This is a genomic window from Buttiauxella warmboldiae (assembly GCF_003818135.1).
Taxonomy (GTDB): Bacteria; Pseudomonadota; Gammaproteobacteria; order Enterobacterales; family Enterobacteriaceae; genus Buttiauxella; species Buttiauxella warmboldiae.
In genome coordinates this window covers 42516-55893 of record NZ_RPOH01000003.1, presented here as the reverse complement: position 1 = coordinate 55893, position 13378 = coordinate 42516, and the positions used below count along the sequence as shown (strand labels likewise).

The 13378-nt window shown below is 52.7% G+C and carries 10 protein-coding genes; 5 read left to right on the top strand and 5 right to left on the bottom strand.

What is annotated here, in order from left to right; all coding sequences use genetic code 11:
• Positions 1 to 45: 45 nt before the first annotated feature.
• From hofC to nadC, 4 genes are all read right to left on the bottom strand, one after another.
• Positions 46 to 1251, bottom strand: a complete 1206-nt coding sequence (gene hofC, locus EHN07_RS00820) for a protein transport protein HofC (RefSeq protein ID WP_124022338.1) — start codon at positions 1249 to 1251, stop codon at positions 46 to 48.
• On the bottom strand, positions 1244 to 2623 hold the full coding sequence (gspE, locus tag EHN07_RS00815; RefSeq protein WP_124022337.1) for a type II secretion system protein GspE: 1380 nt from the start codon (positions 2621 to 2623) through the stop codon (positions 1244 to 1246). Before gspE ends, hofC begins: the two co-directional genes overlap by 8 nt.
• Before the next feature lie 2 nt (positions 2624 to 2625).
• Positions 2626 to 3075 carry a prepilin peptidase-dependent pilin gene (ppdD, locus tag EHN07_RS00810; RefSeq protein WP_124022336.1) on the bottom strand — a complete coding sequence of 150 codons (450 nt, stop codon included), beginning with the start codon at positions 3073 to 3075 and terminating at the stop codon, positions 2626 to 2628.
• A 249-nt stretch (positions 3076 to 3324) separates the two neighbouring features.
• A complete protein-coding gene (nadC, locus tag EHN07_RS00805; protein ID WP_124022335.1) occupies positions 3325 to 4215 on the bottom strand; it encodes a carboxylating nicotinate-nucleotide diphosphorylase in 891 nt (296 codons plus the stop codon).
• Between the two features lie 82 nt (positions 4216 to 4297).
• On the opposite strand from nadC, the gene ampD reads away from it, so the two are divergent.
• Together ampD and ampE are read left to right on the top strand one after the other, a co-directional pair.
• Positions 4298 to 4861 (top strand): 1,6-anhydro-N-acetylmuramyl-L-alanine amidase AmpD, encoded by a 564-nt coding sequence (gene ampD / locus EHN07_RS00800; protein WP_124022334.1) that lies wholly within the window; start codon positions 4298 to 4300, stop codon positions 4859 to 4861.
• On the top strand, positions 4858 to 5712 hold the full coding sequence (ampE, locus tag EHN07_RS00795) for a beta-lactamase regulator AmpE (RefSeq protein ID WP_124022333.1): 855 nt from the start codon (positions 4858 to 4860) through the stop codon (positions 5710 to 5712). Before ampD ends, ampE begins: the two co-directional genes overlap by 4 nt.
• Before the next feature lie 67 nt (positions 5713 to 5779).
• Here the strand turns inward: ampE and aroP are convergent, their stop codons facing one another.
• The gene (aroP, locus tag EHN07_RS00790) at positions 5780 to 7141 is read right to left on the bottom strand and encodes an aromatic amino acid transporter AroP (RefSeq protein WP_124022332.1); all 1362 of its coding nucleotides are present in this window, start codon (positions 7139 to 7141) and stop codon (positions 5780 to 5782) included.
• A 577-nt stretch (positions 7142 to 7718) separates the two neighbouring features.
• Here aroP and pdhR point away from each other — a divergent pair.
• The 3 genes from pdhR to aceF all read left to right on the top strand — a co-directional run bounded on the left by pdhR (position 7719) and on the right by aceF (position 13195).
• Positions 7719 to 8483 (top strand): pyruvate dehydrogenase complex transcriptional repressor PdhR, encoded by a 765-nt coding sequence (pdhR, locus tag EHN07_RS00785; RefSeq protein ID WP_124022331.1) that lies wholly within the window; start codon positions 7719 to 7721, stop codon positions 8481 to 8483.
• Between the two features lie 149 nt (positions 8484 to 8632).
• On the top strand, positions 8633 to 11296 hold the full coding sequence (gene aceE, locus EHN07_RS00780) for a pyruvate dehydrogenase (acetyl-transferring), homodimeric type (RefSeq protein WP_124022330.1): 2664 nt from the start codon (positions 8633 to 8635) through the stop codon (positions 11294 to 11296).
• A 15-nt stretch (positions 11297 to 11311) separates the two neighbouring features.
• Entirely contained in the window at positions 11312 to 13195 is a 1884-nt protein-coding gene (aceF, locus tag EHN07_RS00775) for a pyruvate dehydrogenase complex dihydrolipoyllysine-residue acetyltransferase (RefSeq protein WP_124022329.1), read from the top strand.
• The last annotated feature ends 183 nt before the right edge of the window (positions 13196 to 13378 follow it).

Below are 13378 nucleotides of genomic sequence, written 5' to 3'. Positions count from 1 at the left end.
GCAAGGTTGACTGCCTGCTTTTCGGTATTGATTGCTGAGCTGCTATCATCCTGCGCTCATCGCCTCCCCTAGCTGGAAAATAGGCAGATACAGCGCAATCACCAGCGTGCCAATAATGATTCCCACCGCTAACATCATCACCGGCTCCAGAGCCGCGGCAAGGTTGTCTGCCTGCTCTTCGGTATTGTTATGATGCCAGCCTGCCAGTTTCTCCAGCATCAAATCTAAAGCGCCTGACTCCTCCCCAATACGTACCAGCTGGCTGCATAGCGGTGTGAAACGCCCGCTCTCAGAAAGCGACTGCCAGAGCGGTATCCCTTGAGCCACTTGGGCGCTGATTTGCAAAATAACTTTCTGCCACAATCGCTGGGATACAGTAGCCTCAACCGCCTCAAGTCCCTGTAGCAAGGGAATACCTGCCTGCTGGGAAAGGGACAGCGTAGTGTAAATCTGGCTGAGAATTTGCCCGCGCCACAGCGGCCCAACCAATGGCGTTCGCAGCATCAGATTTTGTTGGTACTCCTGCCAGTGGGGGTTTCTTTGCCGCAAAAAATAGCCAATGAAGGCGAGTGCCGTAGCGGCCAGCAGCCACCCGGGCCCTTGTGTCGTCACCCAGTGTGAAACCGCCATGATTGCCACGGTAATTGCGGGTAAGGGGGCATTAAAAGAGCGGTAGATACTGGCAAATTCCGGCAGCACGAAACTCATCATCCCAATGGTAACCAGTAGCGCGACGGCGACAATAAACAGCGGGTAGCGCAGGGCCTTCATCACCTTTTTGCGCAATTGATAGAGTTTCTCTTGTTGTTCAGCCAGCTTTTTACAGCACTCGTCCAGCTTTCCCGTTAGCTCACCAATATGGATCAGCGCAATAAACAGGGGAGGGAATATGGCTGGCCACTGCTGTAACGCGCTGGAGAAGGGGATGCCGTTTGAAACCTGTTGCTCAATCTCCGTCAGTAATGCCTGCCATTCCCGAAAGGGGTGTTGCCGGGCGATAAGCAATAACCCATCGGATAAGGAAATTCCTGCCTGCAGCAACGTGGCTAGCTGACGGAACACCTGGATTTTTTGCTGAATGTGCCAGCAGCCTCGCCGGGGATGGGACGATCTTCGCAGCTGTAAAAGCTGCAGGTCGCTATGAAACAATCGATCGCTGACCGATGCCGCATCATCCCCCAGCAGCGCTCCTTGTTGTATCTGCCCATGCCTGTCGACCGCTTTCCAGCGCCAGAGTACAAATTTAGTCATGGGGCACGCCAAGCACCCGGTACAGCTCTTCGAGTGTGGTCAGGCCTTGTTCCACAGCCTGACAGCCGCATTCAAAAAGCGTCATCATGCCCTGGTGACGCGCCAGCTTTTCGATGTCATGGGCTGGCATCCCGCTGATAACTGCCGTTTGCAGCGCAGGATCAATCAGCATAATTTCAAATAATGCGTGACGCCCGTAGAAGCCGCCGTAACAGCGTTCACAGCCCACTGCTCGCCAGCGTGGCAAAGGTGCGCCCCAAAGCGTGGCGGGAAGAGTGATGTCATCAGGCTGTTGTTGTTTACAGTACGGGCAGAGCTTACGCACCAGGCGCTGCGCCACCACCATCTTTAGCGCAGAGGCCAGCATCCAGCGCTCGACGCCCATATGTTCGAGGCGGATAACCGTCTCAGCCGTGGAATTGGTGTGGAGTGTTGAAAGGACCAGGTGCCCTGTCTGCGCGGCTTTAATGGCTATTTCTGCCGTCTCACCATCGCGGATTTCCCCCACCATGATGATATCCGGGTCCTGGCGCAGTAAAGCGCGCAGCACACTTTGAAAGCTCAGCCCCGCTTTCAGATTAATTTGCGTTTGGTTAAGGCCGCGCATCGGGATTTCTATCGGATCTTCAACGCTGCAGAGATTGGTTGAAACTTTATTAAGTATTTTTAGCGCGCTGTACAGCGTGATTGTTTTGCCGCTACCTGTAGGGCCGGTGACCAGGATCATGCCCTGTGGATTAGCCAGGGCGCTGCGAAAACGGGTGCACTCCTCAGGAGGCATGCCTAATTCAGAGAGTTCAAAAGTTTGCTCTGCCTGTGTCATCAAGCGTAAGACCACTTTTTCACCGTGATACACCGGCAGCGTCGCGATGCGAAAGGAACACTTATGGCGTTCAATTTCGACCGCCATTTGGCCATCCTGCGGGAGGCGGCGCTCGGCAATATCCAGATTAGCTAAAACTTTTAGCCGCGCGGTTAACGGTGCGGCCAGATGGAGTGGCAGCAGCGGTTGCCGTTGCAGCACGCCGTCGATCCGAAAACGTATTTGATACCCTTGTTCTACCGGCTCAAAGTGAATATCAGATGCCCGTAGCTGCATCGCTTTATGGAGCATTTCTTGCAGCAGTTGCACCACCGGTGCGGTATTCACCGGTGGTTCATCTGTACCACTCGGCAGCCGTGAGTGACGCGCTTTTTCCAGCTGTTCTGCTGGCCAGTATTCAATATTGACGGGCTTATCATAGATAAAGCGCAGCGCTTCAAAAAATTGTGCAGGGGGGTTGGGTGCAATAGCGATATGTGGCGTTGGCGTGTCGGAAAGCAATAGCGCCTGATACTGGTTACACAATGCGAGAATTTGCTGATTTGCCATGATTAGTTCCCCGCGGGTTGATTATCAAAGCGGAAAACTTCCTCGCATGTTTGTTGCAGCGCGCTGTTATTGGCGGCGGCACAGTTTCGCGACCAGCCTTCGACGCCTTGCGTATCGCTCCAGCGCGGAGTCAGAGAAACGGTAAGCCCGTTCAGGCTTTCTTGCCCTGTCAGCGTAATGACGCCTTTTTCAACGCTGATTCCGCTAACATAGCGGCTGGTTTTTGGCGCAGGAATACTGTTGCTGCCCGCATCGCATGCGTTAATTCCACCGCGCTCAATAGCGCACAGTTCTGTAGCGGTGCGATAGGGGAGGAACGTTTGTAGCATGTCGGTGAGGGCCGCTTTGCGCAGGTAGTTTTGGTAGGTGGGAATGCCGATGGCGCTAAGAATCGAAATAATGCCAATAACCACCATCAGCTCAATAAGGGTGAATCCCCGTTGTTTGCTCATATGCCGCTCCTGAGTGAGATAGCGGCACTTTGCACCGTTGCAATTTTTCAGGCGAGGGTGAATAAAAGCATTGGGAATCTGCGTTCCGGGATATTTTTATGGCTTGCAGATGCTGCAATAAAATTGCGCGGCGTGACGTAGTGACAAGCAAAAGGACGTCGCCAGACAGAAGGAAAAACCACCTTTTTCCTTCTGTCTCAGCAATGTCAGCCATCGCAGATGTGTTTTACCTCATCTGCCCGGCTGGAATTAGCGGAAACGCATGGAGAGATCGAGTGCGCGCACATGCTTGGTCAGTGCGCCGACCGAGATAAAGTCGACGCCCGTTTGAGCAAATTCACGGATGGTTTCTTTGGTGACGTTTCCGGAAACTTCCAGACGCGCCTGACCGTTGGTTAACGCTACAGCCTGACGCATCTCTTCAACGTTGAAGTTATCGAGCATGATGATGTCAGCGCCGGCATGCAAAGCCTGCTCCAGCTCTGCAAGCGACTCAACTTCCACTTCAACGGGCACATCCGGGTGGAGCCAGAAAGCTTTTTCCACCGCCTGGCGAATTGAGCCAGAAGAGATGATGTGATTTTCCTTAATTAAAAATGCGTCAGACAGGCCTAAGCGGTGGTTGCTGCCGCCACCGCACAATACCGCGTATTTCAACGCCGTGCGCAGGCCCGGCAGAGTTTTACGGGTATCAAGCAGTTGCGTATTGGTGCCGTCCAGCAGGTTAACGTAAGTGCGCACTTCGCTGGCAACGCCGGACAGCGTTTGTACAAAGTTAAGCGCGGTACGTTCACCGGTTAACAGCACGCGGGAAAGCCCGGCCAGTTCGAACAGCGGCTGGTTGGCAACCACGCTCTGGCCATCTTCCACATGCCAGCTGACTTGCACCTCTCCACCAAGCTGGATAAATACCTCTTCAACCCAGCGTTTACCGCAGAACACGCCGTCTTCACGGGTGATCACCACGGCATGGGAACGATGATCTGCATCCAGCAGCTGCGCGGTGATATCGTTATTGGGGTCGACGTCACCGCCAAGATCTTCGCGTAAAGCCTGGGAAACAGCTTCAGGAATATCAAGGTTAATGCGTTCGAGAAGCTCGTCACGTCGGCGGTCTGGGTTATAGCGGCGAGGTGGCATGATAAAACTCCGAAATGGCTTAGTTAATATCGAAACATGCTACATTGATGCGACCTCAAGTACCACTCTAAGGAGAGCGCGGATGCAGCTAAAAAACGGCTGGCTGGTGGGGATTAAACATCTCCCTTCGCCACATTTCGATTGTCGCCCGGAGGAGGAAACCCCTTCGCTGCTGGTGGTGCATAACATCAGTTTGCCGCCCGGTGAATTTGGCGGGCCGTGGATTGACGCATTATTTAGCGGAACGCTGGATCCAGCTGCTCACCCGTACTTTGCGGATATCGCACATTTGCGTGTTTCGGCACATTGTCTGATTCGCCGCGATGGTGAAATCGTTCAGTATGTTCCTTTCGATAAACGCGCCTGGCATGCCGGGATTTCTCTCTACCAGGGGCGCGAGCGCTGCAATGATTTTTCCATCGGGATTGAGCTGGAGGGCACCGATATGCTGCCCTATAGTGATGTTCAATATCAACAACTTACGGCGATTACCGCCCGACTGATCGATATTTATCCGGCCATAGCAGACCATATAGCGGGACATTGTGATATTGCCCCGGAGCGTAAAACTGACCCCGGCCCTGCATTCGACTGGCCGCGTTTTCGCCACTTAGTAGAGGTTATGTCAAATAAGGAGAGGGAATGACGCTGTTTACATTATTGCTGGTGATGGTTTGGGAGCGGCTGTTTAAGCTGGGCGAGCACTGGCAGTTGGATCACCGTCTGGAAGCACTCTTTAGGCGGATCAACAGCTTTTCATGGTTACGCACTATCCTGATGACCGCCCTGTGTATGCTGGTGGTGTTCCTCTGTATTCGCGCATTGCAGGGGTTGTTCTTCAATGTGCCGCTGCTGGTGTTCTGGATTGCCCTCGGGGTATTGTGCATCGGAGCGGGTCCGGTTCGTCTGCATTATCATGCCTATTTGCAGGCGGCGAGCCACGGGGATAGCCACGCGCGTGATGCGATGGCGAGTGAACTGACGCTTATCCACGGGGTGCCGCCAGATTGCGATGAGCGCGAGTATCTGAAAGAGCTGCAAAATGCGCTGCTATGGATTAACTTCCGTTTTTATCTGGCACCGCTTTTCTGGTTTATCGTCGGCGGTACCTGGGGGCCGGTCACGCTTGCGGGCTATGCTTTCCTGCGAGCCTGGCAGACGTGGCTTGCGCGTCATCACTCTGTGCAAGAGCGTTTACACTCCGGTATTGATGCCATTTTGCATGTGCTGGACTGGGTGCCGGTGCGTCTGTTCGGCGTGGTCTATGCCCTGCTGGGGCACGGTGAAAGGGCGCTTCCTGCGTGGTTTGCTTCACTTGCCGATCGCCATACGTCGCAGTATCAGGTGCTGACTCAACTGGCCCAGTATTCGCTGGCAAGAGAACCGCATCTCGATAAGATAAAAACCCCAAAAGCTGCGGTGTCGATGGCAAAGAAAAGCGCACTGGTGGTTTTAGTGGCGGTGGCGCTACTGACTATTTACGGCACTCTGGTTTAAGTCTGAATTTAACAAAGCGCCCCGGCGAGTGGTTGCTCAGCGGGGCGCTTTCTGACTGAAATAACCTTTATGCTTTAACGGTTTTCAGGTTCTTCTGTTTAATGAAATAACCAATGCCGAGAATTACCACCCATACAGGGATCAGCCATACGGAGATCGCCATACCCGGGGTGATCGCCATGATGACCAGTACCGCAGCCATAAATAGCAGGCAGACATAGTTACCCAGCGGGTAGAACAGGGCAGGGAAGCGGGTTTTCACGCCCTGCTGCTGTTTCGCGCGGCGGAATTTTATGTGCGCAAGGCTAATCATTGCCCAGTTGATAACCAGAGCTGATACCACCAGCGCCATCAGCAGGCCGAATGCTTCTGCTGGTGCCAGGTAGTTGATCAAAACACACAGTGCTGTGAACAGCGCAGATACCATAATGGTATTAACCGGCACGCCACGCTTATCGACTTTCTGCAGCGCTTTCGGCGCGTTGCCTTGCTGGGCCAGGCCAAACAGCATACGGCTGTTGCAGTAAACGCAGCTGTTATAAACAGAAAGTGCGGCGGTCAGTACCACAACGTTCAGCGCATTGGCAACGAAAGTATCGCCCAGTTCGTGGAAGATCAGTACGAACGGGCTGGTATCCGCAGTAACGCGCGTCCACGGCATCAGAGACAGCAGCACGGCCAGGGAACCCACATAGAAAATCAGAATACGGTAAATCACCTGGTTGGTGGCTTTTGGAATGCTGACCTGTGGGTTATCGGCTTCAGCCGCAGTAATCCCCACCAGCTCCAGCCCACCAAAGGAGAACATAATGATGGCCATCATCATTACCAGCCCGGTCCAGCCATGTGGCAAGAACCCGCCTTGTTCCCAAAGGTTACGCACGGTCGCTTGTGGGCCAGCATGGCCGCCAAACAGCAACCAGGCACCAAACACAATCATGGCCACAACGGCGATGACTTTAATAATGGCGAACCAGAACTCCATTTCACCAAATACTTTGACGTTAGTGAGGTTAATGGCGTTGATCACGACGAAGAAGACCGCAGCGGAGGCCCAGGTTGGGATCTCCGGGTACCAGAACTGAATATATTTGCCGACCGCCGTCAGTTCTGCCATGGCAACTAATACATACAGCACCCAGTAGTTCCAGCCAGAGGCGAAACCGGCGAAACCGCCCCAGTATTTGTAGGCAAAGTGGCTAAATGAACCTGCTACAGGTTCTTCAACGACCATCTCACCCAGCTGACGCATGATCAGGAAGGCAATAAAGCCGGCAATCGCGTAACCGAGAATAATTCCCGGTCCGGCGGACTGGATAACAGACGCACTGCCCAGAAACAGGCCTGTCCCAATTGCTCCACCCAGCGCGATAAGCTGGATATGGCGGTTTTTAAGGCCGCGTTTCAGCGTGTCGCCTTGTTCCATCATTTAACCTCGTATGGTTATTTTCAGGGTGCTGATTGCACCTCTGTAAGTTTGTGATTCCGTAATGTGTAGTCTTTATTTTACGGTTTTTAATTCCAGTATTTTGCAAACCAGACTTCCGCAACGCAAAGAATAGTGGTAAGCGCCAGCGTTTGCACCTGCTTTCTAAGCCTGTCGCGACGAGTTGAATAAAAAGAAATCAATCGTCAGATCGATCACGTTATTGATTGCAGAGGCTCTTGATGCAATGTAAGCGTCTCCTGTGAATGAATATGCGTATTTTGCTCAGGTGAATCGGTTCAGATTGCGAAAAAAGGCAGTTTTTACTGTTTCGTAAAGGTTAAATGCCGCTGCTAAAGGGTAAATGTAACATTTGTTCAAGGTTGCAGTTTTGAAACGTCATTTCTGTAATGTTGTTAAAATGTGCCGGTTTTAATGATTTCAATCAAAACCAATATGGACAGAAGGTGAATACTTTGTTACTTTAGCGTCAAGAATGTGAAATTGGTCATACCAATTGACTGCCCTGAAAAATAGAGATCTGATGGGCATCAGCGCTAATGGCAGAGACAGGGAACACATGGCCTACAGCAAAATCCGCCAGCCAAAACTATCCGATGTGATTGAGCAGCAGTTGGAGTTTCTGATCCTCGAGGGAACCTTGCGTCCCGGCGAAAAACTCCCACCAGAGCGCGAATTGGCGAAACAGTTCGACGTTTCTCGTCCTTCACTGCGCGAGGCCATTCAGCGTCTCGAAGCGAAGGGACTGCTGCTTCGTCGTCAGGGCGGCGGTACTTTTGTCCAGAACAGTCTTTGGCAAAGTTTAAGCGACCCGCTGGTCGAACTGCTGTCTGACCATCCTGAATCCCAGTTTGATCTGCTCGAAACCCGCCACGCACTTGAAGGTATCGCGGCCTATTACGCGGCATTGCGTGGTACCGACGAAGATCTCAAACGTATTGGCGACTGCCATCTGGCCATTGAACAAGCGCAAGAGAGCGGCGACCTGGATGCTGAATCTGACGCGGTTATGCAGTATCAAATCGCCGTAACGGAAGCCGCCCACAACGTAGTGCTACTACACTTACTGCGCTGCATGTCACCGATGCTCGAACAAAACGTTCGTCAGAATTTTGAATTGCTCTACGCGCGCCGTGAAATGCTGGCGCAAGTGAGCAGCCATCGCGCCAGCATTTTTGCGGCGATTATGGCACGGGAGCCGGAGCAGGCGCGCGAAGCGTCGCACCGTCACCTGGCATTTATCGAAGAAATATTGCTGGATCGCAGCCGCGAACAGAGCCGCCGGGAACGTTCTCTGCGGCGCTTACAGCAACGTAAGGAATAAGAGCCTGAACTTTCAGGTTCTCAAAAGCGCCAATTTTTAGAGCGCGGCAACTAAACGCAGAACCTGTCTTATTGTGTTTTTTCAAGGAAAGCACAATGGGACAGGTTCCAGATAATCAACGTATTAGACACAGATAAGGAATACCACCCATGTCAGAACGTTTCCCAAATGACGTGGATCCGATCGAAACTCGCGACTGGCAACAGGCGATCGAATCGGTCATCCGTGAAGAAGGTGTTGAGCGCGCCCAGTACCTGATCGACCAGTTACTGAGCGAAGCCCGTAAAGGTGGAGTAAAAGTTGCAGAAGGTTCTGCTGCCCGCCAGTACGTAAACTCCATCGCCGTTGAAGATGAGCCGGAATACCCGGGGAATCTGGAGCTGGAACGCCGTATTCGTTCTGCTATCCGTTGGAACGCCATTATGACCGTGCTGCGTGCGTCTAAAAAAGACCTCGATCTGGGCGGCCATATGTCCTCTTTCCAGTCTTCTGCAACCGTGTATGACGTGTGTTTCAACCACTTCTTCCGCGCGCGCAATGCGAAAGACGGCGGCGATCTGGTGTACTTCCAGGGCCACATCTCCCCAGGCGTTTACGCACGTGCTTTCCTTGAAGGCCGCCTGACCGAAGAGCAGATGAACAATTTCCGTCAGGAAGTTCACGGTAATGGTCTCTCCTCTTATCCGCACCCGAAACTGATGCCTGAATTCTGGCAGTTCCCGACCGTCTCTATGGGTCTGGGTCCAATCGGTGCAATCTATCAGGCTAAATTCCAGAAATACCTGGAACACCGCGGCCTGAAAGACACCTCCGCACAGCGCGTTTACGCGTTCCTGGGCGATGGTGAGATGGATGAGCCAGAATCCAAAGGTGCGATCACTATCGCTACCCGTGAAAAGCTGGACAACCTGTGCTTCATCATTAACTGTAACTTGCAGCGTCTTGATGGCCCAGTAACCGGTAACGGCAAAATCATTAATGAACTGGAGGGCATCTTCGCGGGCGCCGGCTGGAACGTGATCAAAGTGATTTGGGGTTCTCGTTGGGACGAGCTGCTGCGTAAAGACACCAGCGGCAAGCTGCTGCAGCTGATGGGCGAAACCGTTGACGGCGACTACCAGACCTTCAAATCTAAAAACGGTGCCTACGTTCGTGAGCACTTCTTCGGTCGTTATCCAGAAACTGCCGCACTGGTTAAAGATATGTCCGACGATGAGATTTGGGCGCTGAACCGTGGCGGCCACGATCCGAAGAAAATCTACGCTGCGCTGAGAAATGCACAGGAAACCAAAGGCAAAGCAACTGTCATCCTGGCTCATACCGTTAAAGGTTATGGCATGGGTGAAACTGCCGAAGGTAAAAACATCGCCCACCAGGTTAAGAAAATGAACATGGACGGCGTGCGCTATGTGCGTGACCGTTTCAATGTGCCGGTGACCGATGCTGAAATTGAAAAACTGCCTTACATCAAGTTCGAAGAAGGCAGTGAAGAGTACAAATATCTGCACGGCCAGCGCGAAAAACTGAACGGCTACCTGCCGACTCGCCTGCCAAAATTCACCGAGAAACTGGAACTGCCAACACTTGCAGACTTCAGCTCTCTGTTAGATGAGCAGAACAAAGAAATCTCCACCACTATCGCTTTCGTGCGTGCCCTGAACGTAATGCTGAAGAACCCGTCTATCAAAGACCGTCTGGTTCCAATCATTGCCGATGAAGCGCGTACTTTCGGTATGGAAGGTCTGTTCCGTCAGATTGGTATTTACAGCCCGAACGGCCAGCAGTACACCCCGCAGGACCGTGAGCAGGTTGCATACTATAAAGAAGACGAGAAAGGTCAGATCCTGCAGGAAGGTATCAACGAGCTGGGCGCAGGTTCATCCTGGCTGGCTGCTGCGACCTCTTACAGCACCAACGATCTGCCAATGATCCCGTTCTACATCTACTACTCGATGTTTGGTTTCCAGCGTATCGGCGACCTGTGCTGGGCGGCGGGTGACCAACAGGCGCGTGGCTTCCTGGTCGGCGGGACTTCCGGTCGTACTACGCTTAACGGTGAAGGTCTGCAGCATGAAGATGGCCACAGCCATATTCAGTCGCTGACTATCCCTAACTGTATCTCTTACGATCCAGCTTACGCTTACGAAGTTGCAGTCATCATGCATGACGGCCTGGTGCGTATGTACGGTGAAGCGCAGGAGAACATTTATTACTACATCACCACGCTGAACGAAAACTACCACATGCCAGCCATGCCAGAAGGCGCGGAAGAGGGCATCCGTAAAGGTATCTACAAACTGGAAACAGTTGCAGGTAGCAAAGGTAAAGTTCAGCTGATGGGCTCCGGTTCTATCCTGCGTCACGTACGTGACGCAGCACAGATCCTGGCTAAAGATTACGGCGTTGGCTCTGATGTGTTCAGCGTAACTTCCTTCACTGAACTGGCGCGTGATGGCCAGGATTGTGAGCGCTGGAATATGCTGCACCCAACTGCGGAACCGCGCGTACCGTATGTGGCTCAGATTCTGAGCGATGCACCGGCCGTGGCATCTACTGACTATATGAAACTGTTCGCTGAGCAGATCCGTAACTTCATCCCGGCAAGCGATTACCGTGTACTGGGTACTGATGGCTTCGGTCGTTCAGACAGCCGCGAAAACCTGCGTCACCACTTCGAAGTGGACGCATCTTATGTGGTTGTTGCAGCACTTGGCGAACTGGCTAAACGTGGCGAAATCGATAAGAAAGTGGTGGCAGACGCTATCACCAAATTCAATATCGATGCAGATAAAGTCAACCCGCGTCTGGCATAAGAGGTAAAGAATAAAATGGCTATCGAAATCAAAGTACCGGACATCGGTGCAGACGAAGTTGAAGTGACCGAAATCATGGTGAAAGTGGGCGACAAGGTTGAAGTTGACCAGTCCATCATCTCCGTGGAAGGTGACAAGGCTTCAATGGAAGTCCCTTCTCCGCAAGCAGGCGTGGTCAAAGAGATCAAAGTTGCGGTGGGTGACAAAGTTGAAACCGGCAAACTGGTGATGATTTTCGAATCCGCCGAAGGTGCAGCGCAAGCGGCACCAGCTCCGGCTGAAGAGAAGAAAGAAGCAGCGCCAGCGGCCGCTCCGGCAGCAGCTACGGCGAAAGAAGTGAACGTGCCAGACATCGGCGGTGATGAAGTTGAAGTTACCGAGATCATGGTTAAAGTTGGCGACAAAGTAGAAGCAGAACAGTCTCTGATCACCGTTGAAGGTGACAAAGCTTCTATGGAAGTCCCGGCAGCGTTCGCAGGCGTGGTAAAAGAAATCAAAATCAACACTGGCGACAAAGTGTCTACCGGTTCCCTGATTATGGTCTTCGAAGTAGCAGGTGCTGCACCGGCTGCTACAGAAACTAAAGCTGAAGCGGCTCCGGCTGCTGCACCTGCGGCTTCTGGCTCGAAAGAAGTGAACGTGCCAGACATCGGCGGTGACGAAGTTGAAGTGACTGAAGTGATGGTTAAAGTGGGCGATAAAGTGGCCGCTGAACAATCACTGATCACCGTAGAAGGCGACAAAGCTTCTATGGAAGTCCCGGCTCCGTTCGCGGGCGTGGTAAAAGAAATCAAAATCAATACTGGCGACAAAGTGTCTACCGGTTCTCTGATTATGGTCTTTGAAGTGGAAGGCGCAGCACCTGCTCCTGCCGCTAAGCAAGAAGCAGCAGCTCCGGCTCCTGCGGCAGCAGCTCAGAAACCCACTGCGGCGCCAGCTGCGGCTTCCGGCAAAACTGAATTCGCTGAAAACGACGCATATGTTCACGCCACCCCACTGATTCGCCGTCTGGCGCGTGAGTTCGGTGTGAACCTGGCGAAAGTGAAAGGGACTGGCCGTAAAGGTCGTATCCTGCGCGAAGACGTTCAGGCTTACGTGAAAGACGCGGTTAAGCGTGCAGAATCTGCACCAGCTGCGGCTAGCGGCGGCGGTCTGCCTGGCATGCTGCCATGGCCGAAAGTTGATTTCAGCAAGTTCGGCGAAATCGAAGAAGTTGAACTGGGCCGTATCCAGAAAATCTCTGGTGCCAACCTGAGCCGTAACTGGGTGATGATCCCGCACGTTACGCACTTCGACAAAACAGATATTACTGACCTGGAAGCGTTCCGTAAGCAGCAGAACGACGAAGCGGCCAAGCGTAAGCTGGATGTGAAGTTCACGCCTGTGGTGTTCATCATGAAAGCGGTTGCTGCGGCTCTTGAGCAGATGCCTCGCTTCAACAGTTCTCTGTCTGAAGACGGCCAGAAGCTGACGCTGAAGAAATACATCAACATCGGTGTGGCGGTTGATACGCCAAACGGTCTGGTGGTTCCGGTGTTCAAAGATGTGAACAAGAAGAGCATCTCTGAGTTGTCTCGCGAACTGATGGCTATTTCTAAGAAAGCTCGCGATGGCAAGCTGACCGCTGGCGAAATGCAGGGCGGTTGCTTCACTATCTCTAGCCTCGGCGGTATCGGGACGACTCACTTCGCGCCAATCGTTAACGCGCCGGAAGTGGCTATCCTGGGTGTCTCTAAGTCGGCTATAGAGCCGGTCTGGAATGGTAAAGAGTTCACTCCGCGTCTGATGATGCCGATGTCTCTTTCCTTCGACCACCGCGTGATTGACGGTGCTGATGGCGCGCGCTTTATCACCATCATCAACAATACGCTGGCCGATATTCGCCGCCTGGTGATGTAAGCCAAAAAGCCGACCCTTCGGTCGGCTTTTTTCTGGTAATCTCGTGATGCTGTTCGAGATTATCTGATGCAAAGGACAATTCGTTTGCCGTTTGTTGTTTCAAAATTGTTAACAATTTTGTAAACTGCGGGCGGATAGAACGTCCCGGTGGCAATGGGCGTCAAAGTACCCAGGATCGCCGGA

Bases quoted from the DNA above. Each gene is read 5' to 3' on its own strand.
- pdhR (WP_124022331.1), top strand. From the start codon at position 7,719: ATGGCCTACAGCAAAATCCGCCAGCCAAAACTATCCGATGTGATTGAG.
- ppdD (WP_124022336.1), bottom strand. From the start codon at position 3,075: ATGAGCAAACAACGGGGATTCACCCTTATTGAGCTGATGGTGGTTATT.
- ampD (WP_124022334.1), top strand. From the start codon at position 4,298: ATGCAGCTAAAAAACGGCTGGCTGGTGGGGATTAAACATCTCCCTTCG.
- gspE (WP_124022337.1), bottom strand. From the start codon at position 2,623: ATGGCAAATCAGCAAATTCTCGCATTGTGTAACCAGTATCAGGCGCTA.
- aceE (WP_124022330.1), top strand. From the start codon at position 8,633: ATGTCAGAACGTTTCCCAAATGACGTGGATCCGATCGAAACTCGCGAC.
- ampE (WP_124022333.1), top strand. From the start codon at position 4,858: ATGACGCTGTTTACATTATTGCTGGTGATGGTTTGGGAGCGGCTGTTT.
- aceF (WP_124022329.1), top strand. From the start codon at position 11,312: ATGGCTATCGAAATCAAAGTACCGGACATCGGTGCAGACGAAGTTGAA.
- hofC (WP_124022338.1), bottom strand. From the start codon at position 1,251: ATGACTAAATTTGTACTCTGGCGCTGGAAAGCGGTCGACAGGCATGGG.
- nadC (WP_124022335.1), bottom strand. From the start codon at position 4,215: ATGCCACCTCGCCGCTATAACCCAGACCGCCGACGTGACGAGCTTCTC.
- aroP (WP_124022332.1), bottom strand. From the start codon at position 7,141: ATGATGGAACAAGGCGACACGCTGAAACGCGGCCTTAAAAACCGCCAT.